This is a genomic window from Streptomyces sp. AHU1 (assembly GCF_045343905.1).
Classification (GTDB): domain Bacteria; phylum Actinomycetota; class Actinomycetes; order Streptomycetales; family Streptomycetaceae; genus Streptomyces; species Streptomyces triticiradicis.
The window spans coordinates 4,439,141-4,460,236 of the sequence record NZ_CP174283.1 but is presented as its reverse complement, the minus strand read 5'-3'; the positions used below and the strand labels follow the sequence as shown (position 1 = coordinate 4,460,236).

The window sequence follows — 21,096 nt, the reverse complement described above, 5'->3', positions numbered from 1 at the left end:
GGCTCCGGTACGGAGTCCGGTACCGCGGTACGGAAGGCGGTACGGAGCGTCGTGCCGAGTCCGCGCGGAGCCCGGCACCGGGCCGGCGCGCGGTCCGGTACGGGCCTGGCGCCGGACCACCGTGCAGGAGACTCCCGGAGGCCGGGCGGTCAGCCCTCCAGCAGCCGCTGTCCCACGTACTCCCCTTCGGCGGCGCCGCCCGGCACCGCGAAGAGTCCGCTCGACTCGTGGCGGATGTACGTCGAGAGCGCGTCGCCGCGGTCGAGTTTGCGCTGGACGGGGACGAAACCGCGCACCGGATCGGCCTGCCAGCACACGAAGAGCAGACCGGCGTCGGGCGTGCCGTCGGCGCCGATGCCGTCGTGGAAGGAGAACGGCCGGCGCAGCATGGCGGCGCCGCCGTTCTGGTCGGGCCGGGTGATGCGGGCGTGCGCGTTGACCGGCACGATCAGGTTGCCGTCGGCGTCGGTCTTGTCCAGGTCCATCGGGGTGGTTTCGGTGCCGCCGCTGAGCGGTGCCCCGTCGGACTTCTTCCGTCCGATGACGTCCTCCTGGGCCTTGCCCGAGAGCTTCTCCCAGTCGTCGAGGAGCATGCGGATACGGCGTACGACGGCGTACGAGCCGTTCGCCATCCACTCGGGGGTGCCGGAGGCGGGGACGAAGATCCGTCCGTCGAAGTCGGGCTCGGACGGCTTCGGATTGCGGGTGCCGTCGATCTGGCCCATCAGGTTGCGGGCGGTCATGGGCTCGGTGGTGGCCCCCGGCGAGCGGTTGAAGCCGTTCATCTGCCAGCGCACCCGCGCCGCGGCGCCGGCGTCCTTCTGGATCGCGCGCAGGGCGTGGAAGGCGACGAGGGCGTCGTTCGCTCCGATCTGCACCCACAGGTCGCCGTCGCTGCGTGCCTTGTCGAGGCGGTCGGAGGAGAAGTCGGGCAGCGGGTCCAGGGCGAGGGGGCGCTGTTTCTCCAGGCCCGTGCGCGAGAAGAAGCTGTGGCCGAAGCCGAAGGTGACGGTGAGGGAGGACGGGCCGGCGTCCCGGGCGACATCCGTGTCCTCGTGGGCCGCGGCCTCGCCCGCCATCAGCCGCTCGGCCGTCACCGACCAGCGGCGCAGCAGGGCGGCGGCCTCCCTGCGGCCCGAGCCCGCCGTGAGGTCGAAGGCGACGAGGTGGCCACGCGCCTGGAGGGCGGTGGTGATGCCCGGCTGATGTTTCCCGTGAAACATCGCCATGTCCGCGCCGACGGAGGTCAGCGGGACGGTCTTCACGGGGGCGGGCGCCGCCGCGTATCCCACGGCGGCGCCCGCCGCGCCGAGGGCGAGTCCGGTGGCCCCGGCGGTGCCGAGCAGCCGGCGCCGTGACATGACCCCTGTCGGGGAGCCGGCCGACGGCGGGGTGCCGGGGGACTCCTCGGGGGTCGGGGCTTTCCGGGCGGAGGGGGCGGAGGTCCCGGGGGTGGACTGGTCAGCCATGGTCAGGTTCAGCCGATCTGCGCGTTCTTGTTCACGGTGGCCTGGTCGATGTCGGAGGTGCGCACGGTCACCGCGACCTTCCAGTCGCCCGCCAGGGGGATCTGCACTCCGCTCGCCGCCCAGTGCCCGGTGGAGACCCGGTCGGGGGTCACGGGCAGCGGGCCGATGTCCTTCGCGGTGAGGGTGAAGGCGACCTTCACCTCGGGGACGTCGAAGGCCTTGCCGTTCGGCCGGAGCACGAACACGTGCATCTGGTTGCCGCCGACGCGGGCCGGGTCGAGGGTGACCTCCACCGTGCCCTTGCCGTCCTCGCCGCCCGTGTCGAACGGCATCTTCAGGGACAGCGGTCCGGAGCGCCGCTCGGCGGACACCGTGGCCTGCCGGGCCGCCTCCTCGGTGCGTCCCGGCTCGGTCGCCGTCAGCGCGGTCGTGACCGCGAGCAGGACGACCGCGACCCCGGCCTCGGCGAGCACCGAGCGCCGCAGGCCCGAGCGGTGCGGGTCGGCGTCACGGACCCGCTTGTCACGCGTGGAGTCCAGGGCGGCCTGCTGCCGGGCGAGCTGGGCGGCGCGCCGGGGGTCGGCGGGGACGGTGGCGGGGGTCCTCGCCTCGGAGCGCTGCTCCACGACGACGGCGGAGGCTTCGGGGGCGGTCGTCCCGGTCAGCCGTCCCGTCCAGCGCCGCGAGAGCCACGCGATGCCCACGAGGACTGCCACCAGGCCGATCTTGACGAGCAGCAGTCGTCCGTACGACGTGCCGGTGAGGGCCGACCAGGAGCCGAGCTGCCGCCACGACTGGTAGATCCCGGTCGAGACCAGCGTGAGGACGGCGCCGAACGCGAGGCGGGAGAACCGGCGTACGGCGCTCGCCTCGATCGGGGTGTCCGCGGGAGCCCGGAACAGGGCCACCACCAGCGTCGACAGACCGCCGAGCCAGACGGCGACGGCCAGCAGGTGCAGGACGTCGACGGGCATCGCGATGCCCGGCTGGAGGCCGGTCGAGGCGTGCTCGGCCATGGCCCAGGTGGCGGCGATGCCGGCCGCGACGACGGAGCCGCCGACGGCGAGCCCGAAGGTGAGGTCGCTCTTCTCCGCGGCCGGGTGACCGGTCTCGGTGTCCGGGTCCCCGGCGGTCCGGGCCCCGGTGTCCGGGTCCCCGGTGTCCCGGGAGCCGGTGCCGGCTCCTTCGGCCGTCCCGCCGTCACCGGTGTTCGCGCCGGCCGTCCGTTCGTCCTCGTCGCGTCTGGCGTACGCGCCGAAGAGCACCGCGATGAACAGCGCCGCCGCGGCGAGCAGCAGCAGTCTCGACATCAGTGCCGCGCCCGACTTGGTCTGCAGCACCTGGCCGAGCAGGGTCAGGTCGAAGATGTCGGCGGCCTTGCCGGATCCCACGTACGAGCCGCGCAGGAGCAGCAGGGCGAGGGTGGAGGCGGTCAGGGTGAGCCAGCCGCCGACCACGAGCCGTTGCACGGGCCGGATGCCCGAACCCCGCTGCCAGCAGGCCAGTACGAAGGCGGCGCCGCCGACGAGCAGGATGAATCCCGCGTAGGAGAAGTAGCGCGCGGTTCCGTAGAGGAAGCCGACCGTGCCGCCGCCCGCCGCCTGGCCGGACAGCGCGACGGAGGTCCCCGAGGGGGCGCCGACGGAGAAGGTGAAGGCACCCGAGACGGGGTGGCTGTCCGCCGACACCACCTGGTAGGTGACGGTGTACGTGCCGTCGGGCAGCCCGGGGCGGATCTTCAGCCCGTAGGTGTCGCCGCCCAGGTCGCTCGCGCCGCCGGTGTCGACCCGCTTGCCCTTGGGGTCGAGCACCTGGAGCGAGTTCCCGTTCAGCGAGACCTGCTCGGAGAAGGTGAGCGAGACCTGGGCGGGTGCCTCGTCGACCACCGATCCCTGCGTCGGGTTGCTCCCGGTCAGCGCGGCGTGCGCGGAGGCGGGCGCGGCACCCGCCAGGAGCGCTCCGAGGACGGTGAGGAGCAGCAGCAGGAGGGTCCTGAGGCGGGGGGCGATGGTCGGTGTCACGGTGATGCCTCCCTCAGCGTCCGGTCTTCGGGTCGTAGGTCGCGGGCTTCACCGGCATGGAGATCCTGACCGTGCCGGACTTGGCGAAGTGCAGTTCCACGGACACCTTCTCGCCCTGTCCGGGCTTGTGGGTGAGCTTTCCGAACATGAGGTGGTTGCCGCCGCTGGCGAAGGCCAGGGTGCCCTCGGCGGGCACGGTGAACGACTTCTTCTCCTGCATCGCGCCGTCCACGGTCGCGTGCATCGTCACCTCGTCCGAGAGGTCGCTGGTGACCGAGGTGAGCGTGTCGGCGCCGCCGGAGTTGGTGACGGTGAAGAAGCCCGCCGCCATCGTGTCCATGCTCGGAGCGGGCATGTAGGCGCCGGTGACCTTGAGTTCGGGCGCGGCCGAGGACGACGGGGAGCCGTCCGGACCGCAGGCCGTGAGGGTTCCCGCGGTGGCCAGGACGAGGGAGCAGGCGGCGAGGAGCCCCTTGTGCCGGCGCGGACGGCGGCTCACGGGTTCTTCCCCTCGGCGATCTCGGGCAGGTCCTTGGTGTAGTCGTCGACGGTGGCCTTCTCGCCGTACAGCACGTAGCCCGCGTCGGTCTTCGGCGAGAAGGCGATGACCTGGGTGCCGTGCACCGAGACGGTCTTGCCGTTCTTGTCCTTGGTCGTCGGCTCGATGGTGATGCCGAGGCTGCGGGCGCCGGCCTGGATCGTGTCGAAGTCGCCGGTCAGGCCGATGAATTCGGAGTCGATGCCCTTGAGCCAGGTGCCGAGCGCGGCGGGTGTGTCGCGGGCCGGGTCGGTGGTGACGAACACGACGCGCAGCTTGTCCTGTTCGGCCTTCGGCAGCTGCTTCTTGGCGACGGCGATGTTGTTCATCGTCAGGGGGCAGACGTCGGGGCAGTGGGTGTAACCGAAGTAGACGAGCGTCGGCCTGCCCTTGGTCTCCGCGCGCAGGTCGTACTTCTTGCCGGTCGTGTCGGTGAGCACGAGGTCCGGCTTCTCGAACGGCTGGTCGAGGACCGTCGCGGCCTTGGTGGGGGCGGACACGACGGCGGCCGGCGCGGCGCTGTCGTCGCCGCTGCCGCAGGCGGAGAGGGTCAGAGCGGCGGCGGCGAACAGGGCGGCCGTCGCGTACGTCTTCTTGCGCATAGAAAAATGTCCCAGATGTGAGCGCGCCGGTGGGCACCGGGGGCCGGACGAGGCCGAGGGGCCGGGTCCGGGGAGCCGCGTCCGCGGCTCTCCGGTGCCCACCAGGAGCGTGTGTGTCTCAGTGCCTCAGGCGGGTGCCTGTACCTCAGGCGTTCGTACGCCGACGGCCGGCCAGAACGCCGTACGCCACGCCCGCCAGGCCGACGACGATGCCGACGACGCCGAGCACGCGCGCGGTGGTGTCGCTGTCGTCCGCGGCGGAGGCCGCCTCGTCGGTGTGCTCGGCGGACTCCTCGGTGTGGGAGGCGTCCTCCGCGGCGGCGGATCCGTGGTGGCCGCCCTCGGTCGCGGCGGAGAGCGCGAGCGTCGGGGCCGGGTGCTCGGGCTCTTCGGCGCCCTCCTTCTGCGGCTCGATCCAGCGCACGACGCTCTTGTCGGAGTACGTCTGGACGGCCTTGAAGACGAGGGAGTCGGTGTCCTCGGGCAGCGCGCCGATGGAGAGCGGGAACTTCTGGAAGAAGCCCGGCTCGATGCCCTTGCCGTCGGCGGTCCAGGTGACCTTGGTGACGGCCTCGCCGATCTTCTCGCCGTGCGCGGTGACCGGCTTGTCCAGCTTGGACTTGGTGACCTTCACGGTCCAGCCGTCGATCTTCTGCGGCATGACGGAGGCCAGCGGGTGGTCGGCCGGGAGGTTCACCTCGACCTGGGTGGTCGAGGCGGTGTCGCTCTCGTTGGGCACCTTGAAGTTCACGACGGCGTAGCTGCCCTTGGCGGCCACGCCCTCGGGCTGCACGCTGACGTGCGCGAACGCGGGGGCGGACAGGGTGAGAACGGCGGTGGCGGCGACGGTGCCGGCGGCGACGAGGCGAGAGGTCTTCATGTAGGGAAACACTCCACTTTCAGTCCGGTGACGAAGGGGACGCGCGTGCGCCTCGGTGTCCCGTGGAAGGGGCGGAACGAAGCCCGGAGGGAGACTTGGCGGGCACGCGCGTGTGCGGCACGACCGCGTCCCCTTCGGGGAGGTCCTGGAGGCCGCGGGGTCCGTGGAGTCGAGGACTCCGAGGACGGGGCGTTCCGTGGATCTCCGTGAGGCGGCGCGTCGTGTCAGGCGACGAGGGCGAACGCGGTGGAGGGCGGCCCGCGCCGGACGACGGTGTGCTGAAGAGCGGTCGTCCGGGGAGCGAGGGGCGTGAGCAGCGCGGTACGGGGCGTGCGCATGATCTCGGGCGCCCCGGGAAGTCCCGTGCGCAGGGCGCGTACGAGTGTCAGGGCGGCGCGCAGGGACCGTACGAGCGCCGCTTCGGTGACTCCCTGCGCCGACAGCCGCATGAGCCGCAGGAGGGCCAGGTCGCCGTGGCGCAGCACCCACCCGGCGGCGACGGCCGCGAGCACGTGGCCGAGCAGCATCGGCAGGGAGGGAAGCATCGGCATCGAGGTGCCCGCGGCGTCGGGCACGGCGTCGGCGGCATGGCGCATGGACGACGTCATGCCCGTCATCCCCGTCATGCCCGTGTCGATCCGCGCGTCGGCGAGGATCTTCATGGCCTGCGCGGGGCTGATCGCCGCCGCGGCCGTACCGCACACCAGGCGGGCGGCCCGCTCCACGAGCATGGCGTCGGACATCGGCGGCCCCGGCGCCATCGAGCCCATGGACCCGGTGGCCGACGCACGGGTCCCCAGACCGAGTCCGAAGAGCGTGTGCAGCACCGTCTGGCCGAGCGCGAGGAGCACCACGATGCCCGGCAGCGCGCGTTCGCGGCCCGCCAGCGCCGCGGCGACGGCGAAGACCGCGACGAATCCGGCACCCAGCGTCCACAGGGGGACCGTGGCGCAGGAGGCGATCCCGTGACCGGCCGCGGCCAGCACGACGCAGACCGCGGCGAACACCGCGGCCCTCAGGATCCGGAGGCCTGCTCCGGAGCGCGCCGAACGCTGGTGGGGGGCAGTCATGGCGGGCTCATCATCGCACTGGGCCCGCACGACCCGTACGGCAGGTCCGATTGACGGCTTGTGACCGGTCCGTCCGCCGTGCGGCGTACCGCCGAACGGTCCTCGTCAGATGCCTGATCGCGGTCCGCGCCGGACGCCTGATCGCTCGCGCATACACCGCTTGCCCGGGGGAGCGCGTCGGCCGTATGGGCGGCATCACGTCGCGTATGCGATTGCGCACGGGTGGTTGCGGCAATACGTAACGGTATGTCGAGCCGCGGCCGGGAGGCTGGAGCATGAGCATCTGGTGGTCACTCCATCTGCGGCGCGAGGCTGCGAGTGTTCCGCTCGCCAGACGTCTGCTGCTCGGCACGATGGAGAGCGCGGGTGTCGACCCGGACATCTCGTACGACCTCTCGATCGCCCTCACCGAGGCCTGCGCCAACGCCGTCGAGCACGGCGGGGACGACGTGCACGACCCCTCCTGCGAGGCGTACCGCGTGACGGCCTATCTCGACGGCGACCAGTTCCGTATCGAAGTCACCGACTTCGGCCCGGGGTTCCCGGCCGGCAGCGTCCGTGCGCCGCTGCGCCCGGCCGACGAGGACGCGGAGCACGGCCGGGGGCTGTGCCTGATCCACGAGCTCGCCGACCACGTCCACATCGGCAACAGGCCCGGGCGCGGCGGTGCGGTGGTGAGCTTCGACAAGATCCTCAAGTGGAGGACGGTCCCCTCGCTGCTCCCGGCCTGACGCGCCGGCCCTCCCCCGGTTCTCCCGCGTTCCACAGGCCGGTGACAGCGCCCGCCCAGGTTTTCGACAGCCGGCGCGTCTAGGTTTCCTTCCCGCGCGGCCGGCTTCGGCTCCGGTGCCTCCACCGCCGGTGTCCTCAGGGGAAGGGATACGTCGATGAACAGCCGTGAGGACGACGAGGCGCTGGCGGTGGCCGCGGTGGCCGCGCTGACCCGGCAGCTGGAGCTGACCCCCAAACCCGGGCTGCCCGACCCGCGTGACCTCCGTGCCCGGGTCACCCGGCGTGATCTGTGTTCCCTGCGCTGGTCCGCCAAGGCGCTGACCCCCGGCCTCGCGGCCATGGCCGCGGCCGCCCGCCGCACCGGCCGGGCCACCCCCGGACTCCGCGCGGAACTGGGCTCGATCGGCCGGTGCACCGAGCACTCGGTGGCCCTGGCGGGCGGCGGACACCGGGGCGCGCTGTGGGCCCTCGGGCTGCTGGTCGCCGCGGCGGCCCTGGATCCCGGGGCCCGCGGAGCCGAGGTCACCACGACGGCCAAGCGGATCGCGGCGCACACCGACCGGCGGGCACCGCGGCGGCCCTCCCGCGGCTCGTCCGTCTCGGCGCAGTACGGCGCGGCCGGCGCGCGCGGTGAGGCGCGGGCCGGATTCCCGCACGTGCGCAGGGCGTTGGACGCGCTCGCGACCACCCGTGCGGCCGGCGCGCCCGAACCCCGCGCCCGTCTCGACGCCCTGCTCACCGTCATGTCCACGCTCCAGGACACCGAGTTGCTGTACACGGCCGGACCCCACGGCCTTCGCCATGTCCAGGCCGGTGCCCGGGAAGTGCTCGAAGCGGGAGGCACGTCCACGCGGGCGGGACGCTCGGGCCTGGCCGCCCTCGACGACGACCTCCACGCGCGCGGGTGGAGGCCCGGCGGCAGCGGTGCCCTGCTCGCGGGCGCGCTGTTCGTGGACGCGCTGCCGGTCACGCCGGCCTGACGGACCGCCACCGGAGCGGAGACCGCGTCCGCGGACGGCCGCTCCGGGCACACCCGGAACCGTCGGGGGCACGGACCGGGCGTGCGGGTACGCGCCACCCGGACACACCGATGGCCGGGCGCCCCGGAGGACACCCGGCCATCGGTACCGCGTCGGCCCTCGCGGGCGCCGCGTCAGCCCTTGAGGGACGCCATCCAGGCCTCGACCTCGTCCGAGCGGCGCGGCAGACCGGCCGACAGGTTCCGGTTGCCGTCCTCAGTGACGAGGATGTCGTCCTCGATGCGGACGCCGATGCCGCGGTACTCCTCCGGCACGGTCAGGTCGTCCGCCTGGAAGTACAGACCCGGCTCGACGGTCAGGCACATGCCCGGCTCCAGCGTGCCCTCGACGTACGTCTCGGTGCGCGCGGCGGCGCAGTCGTGGACGTCCATGCCGAGCATGTGGCCGGTGCCGTGCAGGGTCCAGCGGCGCTGCAGGCCGAGCTCCAGGACGCGCTCGACCGGGCCCTCGACGAGACCCCACTCGACGAGCCGCTCGGTCAGCACGCGCTGCGCGGCGTCGTGGAAGTCGCGGTACTTGGCGCCCGGCCGGACGGCCGCGATACCGGCCTCCTGGGCGTCGTACACGGCGTCGTAGATCTTCTTCTGGATCTCCGTGTAGGTGCCGTTGACCGGGAGCGTGCGCGTGACGTCGGCGGTGTAGAGGGTGTGGGTCTCCACGCCCGCGTCCAGCAGCAGCAGGTCGCCGGAGCGGACCGGGCCGTCGTTGCGCACCCAGTGCAGCGTGCAGGCGTGCGGGCCCGAAGCGCAGATCGAGCCGTAGCCGATGTCGTTGCCCTCGACCCGCGCGCGCAGGAAGAAGGTGCCCTCGATGAAGCGCTCGCTGGTGGCCTCGGCCTTGTCCAGGACCTTCACCACGTCCTCGAAGCCGCGCACGGTGGAGTCGACGGCCTTCTGCAGCTCGCCGGCCTCGAACTCGTCCTTGACGAGCCGTGCCTCGGACAGGAAGACGCGCAGTTCCTCGTCCCGCTCCAGGGTGACCTTGTCGGTCAGCGCGGCCTCGATCGCGGCGTCGTGACCGCGCACGACCCGGACGGGACCGGTGGCCTCCTTCAGCGCGGCGGGAAGTTCGCGGACGTCCGAGGCGGGGATGCCGTAGAGCTGCTCGGCCTCGGCCAGGGAGTGGCGGCGGCCGACCCACAGCTCGCCCTGCCCGGACAGCCAGAACTCGCCGTTCTCACGGTTGGAGCGCGGCAGCAGGTAGATCGTCGCCCTGTGGCCCTCGGCGGCCGGCTCCAGCACGAGGACGCCGTCCTCGGTGAGGTTGCCGGTGAGGTAGGCGTACTCGACCGAGGCACGGAAGGGGTACTCCGTGTCGTTCGAGCGGGTCTTCAGGTTGCCCGCCGGGATCACCAGGCGCTCGCCCGGGAAGCGCGCGGACAGCGCGGCGCGGCGGGCCGCGGTGTACTCGGCCTGCGCGATGGGCGTGAGGCCCCGCAGCTCGGTGTCGGCCCAGCCCGACTTCATGCTGGCGGCCAGCTCGTCGGACACGCCCGGGTACAGGCCGTTCTTGCGCTGCTTGATGGGCTCTTCCTCGCCCGCTTCGTCAGCGGCTTCGTCGAGCACGGCTTCCGGGGTCTCCGGGGTGAGCGCCTCCGACACGGTCTGCCTCCTTCGTACGACTTAGGACCTCACCCATCGTACGGTCGTACTGAAGGGGGCCCAGGGCCGGAAGGCCTGTTACATCGGGTGAGGCCCCTCTCACTCGAAACGGGCCGCCAGGAGGACGACGTCCTCGTCGCTGTCCGCCTCGTCGAGGCCGTCCGGCAGCACACCGCGCAGCACGTGGTCGGCGATCGCGCCCGGGTCGTCGCGCAGCGCCCTCGGCACGCTCGCCGCCGCCGCGTGCAGCCGGGCGAAGGCGCGGTCCATCGGATCGCCGGTGCGGTGCAGCAGACCGTCGGTGTAGAGCAGCACGGTCTCGCCGGGGCCGGCGGTCAGTTCGACGCTCGGCGCCTCCCAGCAGGCGAGCATGCCCAGGGGCGCGGACAGGGAGGTCTCCACGAACTCGGTGCGCCGCGGGCCGACCACCAGGGGCGGGCTGTGGCCGGCACCGGCGAGCGTGAGCTTGCGCAGGGCGGGCTCGCAGTACGCGAAGAGGGCGGTGGCGGAGCGCGCGGGTTCGGTCAGCCGCAGCAGCAGTTCGAGGTCGGAGAGGACGGCGACCGGGTCCTCGCCCTCCATGACGGCGTAGGCGCGCAGGGAGGCGCGCAGCCGGCCCATGGCGGCGACCGCGCTGGGTCCCGACCCGGTGACGGAGCCGACCGCGAGGCCGAGGGCGGCGTCGGGCAGCGGCAGTGCGTCGTACCAGTCGCCGCCGCCGCGCGGTCCGGTGCGGTGCCGGGCGGCGAGCTGGACGCCGGAGACCCGGGGCAGCCGTGGGGGAAGCAGCTCCTCGGAGATCGTCGTCACGCACGCCCGCGCGCGTTCGAGCTCGACCAGCCGTGCCAGGTGCTCCGTGGCCTGGTGGACGTAGAGGCCGACGAGGTGGCGCTGGCGTTCCACCGGCTCGGCGGGCTCGTCGTAGAGCCACACGGCGGCGCCGAGCCGGCCCGCCGCCTCGGTCGACAGCGGCAGCGCGTAACTGGCGGCGTAGCCCAGGCGGGCGGCCACCTCGCGGTGGCGCGGGTCGAGCCCGTCCTCCGAGAGGAGGTCGGGCTGGGTGATCTCGCCCTCGCCGCCGGGCAGTCCGTCCAGGATCTTTCCGTACGACATGGAGCTGCGCGGCACCGTCTCGATGTGGCCGAGGTCCGCCCGGCCGAGGCCGAGGCCGATCGTGGTGTCGGGGCCGAGGCCGTCGCCGGGTTCCATGACGACCAGACCGCGCCGGGCGCCCACGAGGGCGGATCCGGCGCGCAGCAGTTCCTGCAGCGCGTCGTCCAGGGTCGCGGTGCGGGTGAGGCGCTCGGTGAGTTCGTGGAGCGTGGTGAGGTCCGAGACCCAGCCCGCGAGACGGTCCTGGAGGGCGACCCCGGGGCCGGCCGGTGAGGAGCCCGCGGGCGCGGACGTCGGCGCGACAGTGTGTGCGGGCGAAGGAACCGTTGAATCGATTCCGGCCACTTTCGGAAGGTGAGGGGCGTTCATGACGACCGGCTTTCCGACCGGTGCGTATTGCTCAATAGCATCGCAAACCCCCATGTCGTTCTGCGCCGCTAGCGGTGTCTCCACATGTACACGTACTCGTGAGGGGATGTCCAGCATTGTCCTGCCGGGATTCCTGGTGTCCATGAGACCGGTGGTAACCCTTGCGGGAAATCAAAATTGGCCTAAAACTGACTCGGGCAACGGCTTATTGAGGTCGACTGGCCTTGTTCGACGGAGCGTCACAGCGGTCGTGATGGGTACGTACTCGGTGAAGGCCAGGGGCGGTTGGGATCCGCCCGGAACCTGGCGACGGACCCGGGCGTCTTAACCACCGACGACCGTGCCCCATCCTCCCGTGGCGGAGGCGGCTAGGAAATCGCGGGACGTAAAACGCCAGGCGCCGCCACCCCACGCCATGCCCATGCTTTGGATATACGCGGTATGGGCGCGGACACAGCCACATGCTCGGCCCAGAGGGGTTCCCCTTGTCTCCGGCAGGGGTGTGATGCGCCAGCAGGTACGCACAGTGAAGTGATCGACACATGGTGTGATGTGATCCTCGGTGTTGCCAGGCGTGCAACGGAAAGGAACGAGCGCTCATGCGCGAGATCCTCGGAAGGCGACGCGGGCTCCTGTCCGGGCGGAACGACGGGAGGCCTGAGATGCTCAGCGCGGCCCTGACCTTCGCGACCGAATGGCGGTGGCCCGTACTACCGGGTGTGGCGGCAGACCCGCAGAGGCGTGCCCGCTGCGGATGCCCCGACCCGGAGTGCACGGTGCCGGGCGCCCATCCCTTCGACCCCGGCCTCCTCGCTGCCACCACGGACGAGCGCATGGTGCGCTGGTGGTGGACCAACCGGCCCTCGGCCCCCGTCGTGCTGGCCACCGGGGGCGGTGCCCCGTGCGCGGTGAGCCTGCCCGCCCTCGCGGCGGCCCGCGCGCTGGACGCCCTCGACCGCACGGGCATGCGCCTCGGCCCGGTCGTCGCGTCCTCCTCCCGCTGGGCGATCCTCGTCGCCCCGTACTCCATGGAGCAGCTCGGCGAACTGCTCTACGCCAAGGACTTCGTCCCCGGTTCCCTGCGCTTCCACGGCGACGGCGGCTACATCGCGCTGCCGCCGTCCGGGACGGGCCAGGGCCAGATCCGCTGGGAGCGTGCCCCGCTGCCCGGTTCGGCCGCCCCCTGGGTGCCCGACGTGGAGGCCGTGGTGGACGCCGTCGTCGAGGCACTCACTCGTACGGGTGTGAGCACGCCCGAGTTGTAGGGGCGTTTGGCGCGCGGCGGGCCGCGCGCCCGCCCGTGCTCGTTATCGTCCGACCGTGCAGCGTCGTTCCGGGGGGTACGGGGCCTCGGCGCCACAGGGCCGCGGGCCGGATCCCCGAAGAGTCCGCCTCGTGGCGCCGGCGGGGGTCGTGGTGTTCGTGCTCGCCCTGCCGCTGGCCGTGTCCTCGGCCGGCCCGGTGGCCGACGACGGTTCCACGGCCGTGCGCGGGAGGGCCCGCCCGGACGACCGGCCGCGTGCGCCCGGGCCCCGGAACCCTCCTCCGCGGCCCGGCCCCGGGTCCGCCGTGACCGCCCGGTGCGGTCCCGAGCTCTCCTCGCCCGACGGCGTCGAGGCGCAGACCTGTGTCCTGACGCGGGGCGGGGAGACCTGGGCGCGCACCTATTACCGCAACGCGACCGGCGACGCGCTGAGCTCGGCCCTGACCCTGATGGGCCCTGGCGGCCGCACGGTGCAGATGAACTGCGCGGTGGACGCGGAGGACGACCCGGGGGTGTGCGAGACGCCCGGGGAACGTACGGCGGGGGATCCGGGGGCGTACTCGGCGGTCGCGGAATTCGCGAGGAGTGCCGACTCCGACGAGCCGCTGCTGTTGCGCTCGGGAAGCAACTCGGGCCGCCGCTAAGACGATTGATATTGTTCGGGATTCCGAACATGGAAAGACCCGGTTGCTGGCGACGGGGGATGCACCAGCAACCGGGCTACTCGAACGGTAACAAGAGATCGGCTGTTCGCAAATTCGATCTCGGCTATTCGGACACGGATTTACCTGTCACAACGGGGAGTTGTGACAGGAGTCACCCGTTCCATGGGTGCCGACCAGCTGACCGGTCGGTCAGTTTTCCGTCCTGTGGGCCGGCTGTGGGTCAGCTGAGGGTCACCTGGCGGTTGGTGAGCCCGCCGCGCGCGCGGCGCTCGTCCGCCGTCAGCGGCGCGTCCGTGGCCAGAGCGGTGGCGAGGCGCTCGGCGAACTCGGCCGCCGGCTTCTCGACGTCGTCCGCCGTGACGCCGCTCGGCAGGTCCCAGACCGGCACCGTGAGCCCGTGGGCGCGGAAGGAACCGACCAGCCGGGTGCCCTCCCCGAGGCTCGAACGGCCCTCGGCGTGCAGCCGCGCCAGAGCGTCCAGAAGCTGCTCCTCCGCGTACGGCATGACCCAGCGCAGGTGGTTCTTCTCGGGCGTCTCGCACCAGTAGGCGGCGTCGACCCCCGAGAGCTTCACCGTCGGGATGGCGGCGGCGTTGGCCCGCTCCAGCGAGGCGGTCACCTCGGCCGTCGCGTTCTCCGCGTCCGGGACCCAGAACTCGAAGCCGCTGTGCACAACTGGCTCGAAGGCGCCTTCGGGGTCGAGCAGGTCCTGGAGCCGGGGACCGTCGACCGGGGCGCGCCGGCCCTCGACCGGGGTGCCGGGCGGCGCGACGAGCGCGCGCTGGAGGGTGTCGGCCAGGTCGCGGCTGATGTCGCCGGACGACGTGTCGTTCTGCAGGCCGAGCAGCACCGAGCCGTCCTCGCGGCGCAGCGCGGGCCACGCCATCGGCAGGACCGTGGCGAGGGTGACCGAGGGGACGCCCTCGGGCAGGCTCTCCTTGAGCTTCAGCTCGACCGTCGCGGAGGGCACCAGTTCGCGCAGCGCGACCCAGTCGCCCTCGCCGGGCAGGCCCTCGAACGGACGGTGCACCAGCTCGGTCGCGGCGTGCGCGGCCGCCCGGCCGTGGCAGGCCTTGTAGCGGCGGCCGCTGCCGCAGGGGCAGGGCTCGCGGGCGCCGACGACCGGGATCTCGCCGTCCTTGAGCTGCGGCCGCTGGGCCTTCGTCTGGGGTCGCTTCTTGGCCATCGTGGCTGTCTCCCGATCACGGCTCGTCTCGTACTGGCGCGAGCCTAGCCGCTCGTACGCAGAGCGACGGGATCCTGTGGACAACGCACCGCGTCGTCCCGGAGTCCGGCGGCCGGCCCGCGCCCCCCGCCGGGGCGTGGCCGGGCTCCCCGGCCCGCGCCCCGGTCCGGCTCAGTCCAGGTCGTCGAAGGCGTCCACGAAGTCCAGACCGGAGATCCCGGGCACCCTCGGTGACGCGACGCGCGTAGCGAAATCGTCGCGCCGACGCGCCGTTTCCAGGTCGTCCCGGACGACCACCCACACGGTGACCTCGCCGCGCAGCCCGTCCCGTACGCCCCAGTCCTCGGCCAGCGCCGTGATGATGTTCAGCCCGCGGCCGCCCCGGGCGGTGACCGACGGGGTGGCGGGCACGGGGCGGGTCGGGCCGCCGCCGTCCGTCACCTCGACCGTGAGCCGTCCCGCCGGGTCGACACGCCAGGCCGCGCGTACGTCGCCGTCGCCCGCGAGGGCGTCCCCCAACGGCCTGCCGTGTCGGCACGCGTTGCTGAGCAGTTCGGAAAGGATCAGTACGGCATCGTCGATGACCGTTTCCGCCACGCCCCCCGAGCGCAGTTGATCGCGCATCCGGTGTCTTGCTTCCCCCACGCCCGCAGGGCCATGGGGTACGGCCATGCTCGACGACGTGGGCACCTCCTGTGCCACCACCAACGCCACCCCCGAAACCTCCTTCACCCCACGCCACGGTGTGAATGCCCCTTCGGACCAGAGCGGAAACCGGCCGGTAGCCGTCCGCCGACGCACTCACGACGATCGAATGCGGAGCGAACGCGCCGGTGCACTCCCTGTGACCGGAGGCCGGTTATCGGCCGTTTCGGAGGGGGGATCGTGGTGTTCTCCGGCGGGTCGCCGGCTCCGGTCGGCGCCGGGTCAGCGGCCCAGCTGACGCAGCACCGCGCGCGGACGGTTGGTGATGATGGCGTCGACGCCCAGCTCGACGCAGAGATCGACGTCCTCCGGCTCGTTCACGGTCCAGACGTGCACCTGGTGCCCGGATCTTTTGAGCCGCTCGATATATCCGGGGTTGCTGCGCACGATCCGCATCGAGGGGCCCGCGATCCGGACACCGGCGGGCAGTCGTCCGTCCCGCAGCCGGGGCGACACGAACTGGAGCAGATAGACCGTCGGCAGGGTCGGGGACACGGCCCGGACGCGGTGCAGCGAGCGCGCCGAGAAGCTCATGACGCGCACCGCGGACTCGTCGGCGGAGGCGGGGGCGTCCAGGCCGAAACGCTTCAGCAGATGCAGCAGCCGTTCCTCGACCTGGCCCGCCCAGCGGGTCGGGTGCTTGGTCTCGACGGCCAGCTCCACGCGGCGGCCGGCGTCGGCGACGAGTTCGAGCAGTTTCTCCAGGGTGAGGACGGAGGTGTCGGCCAGGCTTCCGGGGGTGTGTTCCCAGTCGGGCGACTCGTCGCGGTTCTTCCACGAGCCGAAGTCCAGCGCGGCGAGTTCGGCGAGTTCCAGGGCGGAGACGGCTCCGCGGCCGTTGGACGTCCGGTTCACGCGCCGGTCGTGGACGCAGACGAGATGGCCGTCGGCGGTCAGCCGCACATCGCACTCGAGGGCGTCCGCACCGTCCTCGATCGCTTTCTTGTACGCGGCCAGCGTGTGCTCGGGGGCCTCTTCGGAGGCTCCGCGGTGGGCGACGACCTGGATCGGGTGCTGTCGTGCGAGGGTCACCGCGTCATGGTGCCACCGTCGCGCCGCAGGTGTGAGGTGAGATATCTCCCATCTCGTTCCTTTTAGTAATAAAAGTCCGTTATAAAGGATGACCTCGGACCCACAGCCACCGCTTATGGTGCCCTGACGCCCCGTGGGAAAAGCTGGCGGCGTACAAAAGCACATGCACAGCTGCATCGCGCCGGGCCATCGACAAGTGTGAGTGGGCGTGACCGAGTGCGACCGAGAACAACAGCCGTGGATCGAGGAGAAGAGCTGTGAGCACCGAGAACGAGGGCAACGCAGTACCCCCGGCCCCGTCCGCACCTCCCGTGCCGGTGGAAACTCCCGCTGCTTCCGCGCAGGCCTCGCACGCGGGGGGCGCGCCGACCGCTCCGATCCCCGCGGTGCCCGGCGCACCGGAGCACGCCCCGGCGCCCGCGGGCATGCCGGCGTACGCGTCGAACGGAGCCGGACAGGGCGCCGACCCCTACGGACAGGCGCCGACGCAGGGCTCCGCGCCCGAGGCGGGCTGGCCGCCCCCGCCGCCCGCCACCCCTTCGTACGCCGACGGCGGCGGCCCGGGGCACGGCGGCTGGGGCTCCTCCTACCAGCAGCCCGCGCCGAAGCCCAGGAACGGGCGCGGCGGCCTGGTCGCCGCGGTGCTGGTGGCCGCGCTGGTCGCGGGCGGTGTCGGCGGCGGCATCGGCTACTCGCTGGCCAAGAACGACGACAGCTCCACCGACTCGACGACGGTCTCCGCCCCGAGCGCCAGCGGCGGGGTCAAGCGCGCCTCGGGCACGGTCGCGAACGTGGCCGCCACCGCGCTGCCGAGCACCGTCACCATCGAGGCCCAGAGCACCAACGGCGAGGGCGGCACCGGCACGGGCTTCGTCTTCGACAAGCAGGGCCACATCCTCACCAACAACCACGTGGTGGCGGACGCGGTCGACGGCGGCAAGCTCACCGCCACCTTCCCGAGCGGCAAGAAGTACGACGCCGAGGTGGTCGGCCACGCGCAGGGGTACGACGTCGCGGTCATCAAGCTCAAGAACGCGCCCTCCGACCTGAAGCCGCTCGTCCTCGGCGACTCCGACAAGGTGGCCGTCGGTGACTCCACCATCGCGATCGGCGCGCCCTTCGGCCTGTCCAACACGGTGACCACGGGCATCATCAGCGCGAAGAACCGTCCGGTCGCCTCCAGCGACGGCGGCACCGACAGCAAGTCCTCGTACATGAGCGCCCTGCAGACGGACGCCTCGATCAACCCGGGCAACTCCGGCGGGCCCCTGCTCGACGCCTCGGGCGCGGTGATCGGCATCAACTCGGCGATCCAGTCGTCGAGCAGCGGCGGTCTCGGCGGCTCCGGCCAGTCCGGTTCCATCGGTCTGGGCTTCGCCATCCCGGTCAACCAGGCCAAGTACGTGGCCCAGCAGCTGATCCGGACGGGCAAGCCGGTGTACGCGAAGATCGGCGCCTCGGTCTCCCTGAACGAGGACTCGGGCGGCGCGAAGATCACCGAGCAGGGCGCGAGCGGCGCCTCGGCGGTCGAGCCCGGCGGTCCCGCCGCCAAGGCCGGCCTCAAGCCCGGCGACGTCATCACCAAGCTCGACGGCATGGTGGTCGACAGCGGTCCGACCCTCATCGGCGCGATCTGGACCCACAAGCCCGGCGACACCGTCAAGCTCACCTACACGCGCGACGGCAAGACCCACACGGTCGACGTCACCCTCGGCTCCCGCGAGGGCGACAGCTGACCCCACGCACAGGCCGGAAGGGGTGTCTCTCGCGAGAGACACCCCTTCCGCGTGTTCCGCGCCCGCCGCGCCCGGCCGGGAAGGACCCGTGACCAAAGACGGGTCAGGCGCGCGCCCTCTTCACGCCGGACGGGCCCTTCGCGCCCCCGGCCTTGCTCCCGGCGCGTTCCGGTGCCGGGCAGGGGCGCTGCCGATGGCGGGAGACGGTCTGGCGGGGCGGCCGGGTCAGCGTGATCTGACGGACCAACTGCTGGAAGCAGGTCAACGACGCGAGGGCGGGTACGACGGCCGTGGCCACGCCGGTGACCGTCTGGTGGGCGTCGGCCACGCAGAACATCATGGCGACGGAGGAGAACAGCAGGACGACGTACCACGAGTGCACGGCCCGGCGCTGGTGCAGGGCGGCCCTCAGGATGGAGAGCGAGGCCACCGTCCAGGGACCGTAGACCAGAAGGGGCCACCAAGGCCCCGTGCCGCTCTGCGCGTTGGACGCGATGCGCTGCAGGGGCGAGTAGGCCACCATGCCGCTGAAGACGCTCACCATCGACACGGTGGCGGCGGCGATCGCGGCGATCGTGAAGCTGACGGCCTGCAGCCAGTTGCGGGGCTTGCGGACCCGTACCTTGCGGTGCCCGGCCGAGGAGCGCCGGACGGGCGGCAGCTCGGCGGTGATCTGGACCAGATCGTCCATCGGGTCATCGGTGAACTCGTCGGCGTAGGCCGCTTCGACGTGTGGTGTGTAGGCCGCCTCGGGGCGCGGAGCGTAGGCCGCTTCGGCGCGCGGAGCGTAGGCCGCCTCGGTGCGCGGCTGCGGCACGGTGACCTCGTGCTCCGCCGCCGCGGCGTCCTGCAGGAGATAGGTGAGTTCCTCGACCGGGTCCCAGCCCTGTTCGTGCAGGGTGGTCATGGGATCGTCGTACGGACCGCTCTCCGTCCCGGCCAGGTGTCCGGGATTCTGTCCGTACCGGGCGAAGGAGAGATTCACATGGTCGTCATTCACGGAAATTCTTCCCGGTCACGTGAGCGCCGTGGCGGCCGGAGCGTCCCCGGCCGTTCCACCGCTGGCCGATTTCCTCCTGGACCGTGTCCGCCGCCGTCGTTTCGGGGACGGCCGGAGCGAGAGGTCTTGCTTTCGCCATGTTCGGCTAACGCTGTTCCCCCTCTTCCGGATGTGCGGCAATCGAGTGAGCGCGAGATGGCGGAACTGTCCGCGAAAGCTGCCTTTCGTGTCCGTGTCTGACGACTTCCCGCGCCTTGGTGGCCGGGTGCCGTCGGCGTCCATGACCACGTGCTCGGCGGACCGGGCGGGACGGAACCACCCGGTACCGCACCATTACGGTACGGATGGCTCCCTCATGGGCCACGGCCCCCGCCAGGCGCTCGCGGCCGGTAGGCTGTAGCCGCTCCGTCCCAGGTGGGACGGGCGAGGTGGGTTGCCCGAGCGGCCTAAGGGAACGGTCTTGAAAACCGTCGTGGCGCGAGTCACCGTGGGTTCAAATCCCACACCCACCGCGGTTCATGGACGCGCAGGACGAATGGGGTGCCCCTCGGTGAGGGGCACCCCATTCGTATGGGCTCCGTCCTCCGGCCGGCCTGCCTGCCTGGCCCGGCGACCGGTCCGGCCCGGCGACCGGTGCGGGTCAGGAGTGCTCGCGGGTCGCCGGGTTGTTCAGGCAGAGCGCGATGTTCCGGACCGCGGCGGTGAGTTCCTCGATCACCCTGGCCGCCTGTTCCGCGTTGTGGAAGGCCGGGCGTTCCGCCAGTGACAGACCCAGTTCCTGCGCCGCCCGCAGAGCCGCTCCGGCACTCTCGGCGGGAGCGGGAGCGGGAGCGGGAGCGGAGGACGGGGCGGCGGCGGGCGCGGGAACCTCGGCCGGGAGGGGGGACCCCGACGCGACGGACCGGACCGGCGCGGCCGGGTTCGCCGGGGGCGCGCCGGAGGCCGCGGGCGCCGACGGGCCCGTCGGCTCGGGAACGGCGGGCGCGGGCGGGCCGGCCGGCGCGGCGCCGGTCTCCGGTTCCCCCCGGTACCTGTCGAACGGGAGACGGAAGGTTCCGGCACCGCTGACCGGGAAGGCGTGCGTCTCCTCTTCCGGACGGGACGCCGGAGCGGGTGGGGACGACGCCGCGTAGGGTCCCTGGGCGATCTGCTGGACGTGCGGGGGCAGGTCCGGCGCACGACGCGTCCGGGGCAGCATGAGGTGTTCGAAACCGGGGAACGCCAGGGTGGCGGAGTGCGTGGAGGCGCGGGGGCTGTACTGGGCCTGCCACTGCATGCGGTAGCAGTCGACCTGGTCGGCGCAGGCGGCACGGGTGTGGAAGACCGCGGTGTTCTCCCCCAGGTCCGGGTACCAGAGGTTCGGACCCGGGAAGTGCACGGTCCGTCCCCGGGGCTTGATCTGCTCGGCGCACCCCATGCAGCAGCCCTCCGGCACCATGAGCGGGATGCCGCCGCTCTGCTCCGGGCGACGGGGACCGCTCTCCCAGCGGTACTCCCCGTGGTGGCAGGGCGGCAGCTCGCCGCAGGCGCGGCAGACGGCGTAGTGCTCCGGGAGGACCTGCCAGTCGTGGCTGGCGGGAGCGCACCAGTGCTTCGGCGCGGACCGGGGCAGGTTCTCGCTGCGCAGGACCAGGATCACCGGGCGCTTGTAGAACTCGGCGCGCTCCGGGGCCGGTTTGACAGCCTGGCCGTTGGCCCGCCGCAGTTCGTTGGCGTGCCACCACAGCTCCAGGTGCTCGCCCCACGCCTTCTCGTAGGCCTCCGGCCACCAGTCGCCCGGGTAGTCGTTGATCTCCAGGACCCGCCAGGCCTGCCGGTCCAGTACCACAATGGAGCCGGACCGCAACCGCAGGTGTGTCCTGTCATCGCCCTCGTCCGGCCAGTCGTGCCGTCCGATATGGGTGGGTTGGCCCGGGAGCCACCTGCGAACCTGCATGCCACGCTCCTCGGCAACGAAACTTCAAAGTTTCAAATGGGGCGGTTGGCCACATTCTGAACAATCGAGGCGTTTGGTTCGGTGTAGACACGCACACACCGTTGACTCGTGGGGACCGGAAACGCGTTCCGTGTCAC

Annotated in this window: 18 protein-coding genes and 1 tRNA gene; 6 read left to right on the top strand and 13 right to left on the bottom strand. The window is 72.2% G+C overall.

Features of this window, described 5'->3' with window-relative positions:
* Positions 1-149: 149 nt before the first annotated feature.
* The 6 genes from efeB to ACICHK_RS19890 form a co-directional block, all read right to left on the bottom strand.
* Entirely contained in the window at positions 150-1,469 is a 1,320-nt protein-coding gene (gene efeB, locus ACICHK_RS19915) for an iron uptake transporter deferrochelatase/peroxidase subunit (protein ID WP_406837970.1), read from the bottom strand.
* An 8-nt stretch (positions 1,470-1,477) separates the two neighbouring features.
* On the bottom strand, positions 1,478-3,490 hold the full coding sequence (locus ACICHK_RS19910; RefSeq protein WP_406837969.1) for a copper resistance CopC/CopD family protein: 2,013 nt from the start codon (positions 3,488-3,490) through the stop codon (positions 1,478-1,480).
* A gap of 13 nt (positions 3,491-3,503) precedes the next feature.
* Positions 3,504-3,989 (bottom strand): copper chaperone PCu(A)C, encoded by a 486-nt coding sequence (locus ACICHK_RS19905; RefSeq protein WP_406837968.1) that lies wholly within the window; start codon positions 3,987-3,989, stop codon positions 3,504-3,506.
* On the bottom strand, positions 3,986-4,630 hold the full coding sequence (locus tag ACICHK_RS19900) for an SCO family protein (RefSeq protein ID WP_151470978.1): 645 nt from the start codon (positions 4,628-4,630) through the stop codon (positions 3,986-3,988). The genes ACICHK_RS19905 and ACICHK_RS19900 overlap by 4 nt, the downstream gene beginning before the upstream one ends.
* A gap of 145 nt (positions 4,631-4,775) precedes the next feature.
* Complete coding sequence (locus tag ACICHK_RS19895) at positions 4,776-5,510, bottom strand: YcnI family protein (protein WP_406837967.1); 735 nt, start codon at positions 5,508-5,510, stop codon at positions 4,776-4,778.
* A gap of 224 nt (positions 5,511-5,734) precedes the next feature.
* Complete coding sequence (locus ACICHK_RS19890; RefSeq protein ID WP_406837966.1) at positions 5,735-6,580, bottom strand: hypothetical protein; 846 nt, start codon at positions 6,578-6,580, stop codon at positions 5,735-5,737.
* A gap of 275 nt (positions 6,581-6,855) precedes the next feature.
* On the opposite strand from ACICHK_RS19890, the gene ACICHK_RS19885 reads away from it, so the two are divergent.
* Both ACICHK_RS19885 and ACICHK_RS19880 read left to right on the top strand, forming a co-directional pair.
* Positions 6,856-7,311 (top strand): ATP-binding protein, encoded by a 456-nt coding sequence (locus ACICHK_RS19885; protein WP_151470975.1) that lies wholly within the window; start codon positions 6,856-6,858, stop codon positions 7,309-7,311.
* Between the two features lie 156 nt (positions 7,312-7,467).
* A complete protein-coding gene (locus tag ACICHK_RS19880) occupies positions 7,468-8,292 on the top strand; it encodes a triphosphoribosyl-dephospho-CoA synthase (RefSeq protein WP_406837965.1) in 825 nt (274 codons plus the stop codon).
* Positions 8,293-8,465: 173 nt separating this feature from the next.
* On the opposite strand, the gene ACICHK_RS19875 is transcribed toward ACICHK_RS19880, so the two are convergent.
* The gene (locus tag ACICHK_RS19875) at positions 8,466-9,953 is read right to left on the bottom strand and encodes an aminopeptidase P family protein (protein WP_406837964.1); all 1,488 of its coding nucleotides are present in this window, start codon (positions 9,951-9,953) and stop codon (positions 8,466-8,468) included.
* Positions 9,954-10,052: 99 nt separating this feature from the next.
* On the bottom strand, positions 10,053-11,552 hold the full coding sequence (locus tag ACICHK_RS19870) for a PP2C family protein-serine/threonine phosphatase (protein WP_406841270.1): 1,500 nt from the start codon (positions 11,550-11,552) through the stop codon (positions 10,053-10,055).
* A 482-nt stretch (positions 11,553-12,034) separates the two neighbouring features.
* On the opposite strand from ACICHK_RS19870, the gene ACICHK_RS19865 reads away from it, so the two are divergent.
* Both ACICHK_RS19865 and ACICHK_RS19860 read left to right on the top strand, forming a co-directional pair.
* Entirely contained in the window at positions 12,035-12,700 is a 666-nt protein-coding gene (locus tag ACICHK_RS19865) for a bifunctional DNA primase/polymerase (RefSeq protein WP_406837963.1), read from the top strand.
* A gap of 130 nt (positions 12,701-12,830) precedes the next feature.
* Positions 12,831-13,343, top strand: coding sequence for a hypothetical protein (locus ACICHK_RS19860; RefSeq protein WP_406837962.1), 513 nt, complete (start codon positions 12,831-12,833; stop codon positions 13,341-13,343).
* Between the two features lie 241 nt (positions 13,344-13,584).
* On the opposite strand, the gene ACICHK_RS19855 is transcribed toward ACICHK_RS19860, so the two are convergent.
* The 3 genes from ACICHK_RS19855 to ACICHK_RS19845 all read right to left on the bottom strand — a co-directional run bounded on the left by ACICHK_RS19855 (position 13,585) and on the right by ACICHK_RS19845 (position 16,287).
* Complete coding sequence (locus ACICHK_RS19855) at positions 13,585-14,550, bottom strand: DUF5926 family protein (RefSeq protein ID WP_406837961.1); 966 nt, start codon at positions 14,548-14,550, stop codon at positions 13,585-13,587.
* A 171-nt stretch (positions 14,551-14,721) separates the two neighbouring features.
* On the bottom strand, positions 14,722-15,351 hold the full coding sequence (locus tag ACICHK_RS19850; RefSeq protein WP_406837960.1) for an ATP-binding protein: 630 nt from the start codon (positions 15,349-15,351) through the stop codon (positions 14,722-14,724).
* Positions 15,352-15,477: 126 nt separating this feature from the next.
* Positions 15,478-16,287 (bottom strand): glycerophosphodiester phosphodiesterase, encoded by an 810-nt coding sequence (locus ACICHK_RS19845; protein ID WP_406837959.1) that lies wholly within the window; start codon positions 16,285-16,287, stop codon positions 15,478-15,480.
* A 257-nt stretch (positions 16,288-16,544) separates the two neighbouring features.
* On the opposite strand from ACICHK_RS19845, the gene ACICHK_RS19840 reads away from it, so the two are divergent.
* Entirely contained in the window at positions 16,545-18,023 is a 1,479-nt protein-coding gene (locus ACICHK_RS19840) for a S1C family serine protease (protein ID WP_406837958.1), read from the top strand.
* 103 nt (positions 18,024-18,126) lie between these two features.
* Here the strand turns inward: ACICHK_RS19840 and ACICHK_RS19835 are convergent, their stop codons facing one another.
* A complete protein-coding gene (locus tag ACICHK_RS19835) occupies positions 18,127-19,023 on the bottom strand; it encodes a DUF2637 domain-containing protein (protein ID WP_406837957.1) in 897 nt (298 codons plus the stop codon).
* Positions 19,024-19,450: 427 nt separating this feature from the next.
* Between ACICHK_RS19835 and ACICHK_RS19830 the strand changes: the two genes are divergently transcribed.
* A tRNA-Ser gene (locus ACICHK_RS19830) sits at positions 19,451-19,535 on the top strand.
* A gap of 128 nt (positions 19,536-19,663) precedes the next feature.
* Here ACICHK_RS19830 and ACICHK_RS19825 read toward each other — a convergent pair.
* Positions 19,664-20,959: a hypothetical protein gene (locus ACICHK_RS19825; protein WP_406837956.1), complete on the bottom strand. Its 1,296-nt coding sequence runs from the start codon at positions 20,957-20,959 to the stop codon at positions 19,664-19,666.
* Positions 20,960-21,096 lie beyond the last annotated feature (137 nt).

What these genes read in the sequence shown, in the direction of transcription:
- ACICHK_RS19890 (WP_406837966.1), bottom strand. Translation starts at nt 6,580, where the DNA reads ATGACTGCCCCCCACCAGCGTTCGGCGCGCTCCGGAGCAGGCCTCCGG.
- ACICHK_RS19825 (WP_406837956.1), bottom strand. Translation starts at nt 20,959, where the DNA reads ATGCAGGTTCGCAGGTGGCTCCCGGGCCAACCCACCCATATCGGACGG.
- ACICHK_RS19895 (WP_406837967.1), bottom strand. Translation starts at nt 5,510, where the DNA reads ATGAAGACCTCTCGCCTCGTCGCCGCCGGCACCGTCGCCGCCACCGCC.
- ACICHK_RS19885 (WP_151470975.1), top strand. Translation starts at nt 6,856, where the DNA reads ATGAGCATCTGGTGGTCACTCCATCTGCGGCGCGAGGCTGCGAGTGTT.
- ACICHK_RS19855 (WP_406837961.1), bottom strand. Translation starts at nt 14,550, where the DNA reads ATGGCCAAGAAGCGACCCCAGACGAAGGCCCAGCGGCCGCAGCTCAAG.
- ACICHK_RS19880 (WP_406837965.1), top strand. Translation starts at nt 7,468, where the DNA reads ATGAACAGCCGTGAGGACGACGAGGCGCTGGCGGTGGCCGCGGTGGCC.
- efeB (WP_406837970.1), bottom strand. Translation starts at nt 1,469, where the DNA reads ATGGCTGACCAGTCCACCCCCGGGACCTCCGCCCCCTCCGCCCGGAAA.
- ACICHK_RS19870 (WP_406841270.1), bottom strand. Translation starts at nt 11,552, where the DNA reads ATGCTGGACATCCCCTCACGAGTACGTGTACATGTGGAGACACCGCTA.
- ACICHK_RS19865 (WP_406837963.1), top strand. Translation starts at nt 12,035, where the DNA reads ATGCGCGAGATCCTCGGAAGGCGACGCGGGCTCCTGTCCGGGCGGAAC.
- ACICHK_RS19900 (WP_151470978.1), bottom strand. Translation starts at nt 4,630, where the DNA reads ATGCGCAAGAAGACGTACGCGACGGCCGCCCTGTTCGCCGCCGCCGCT.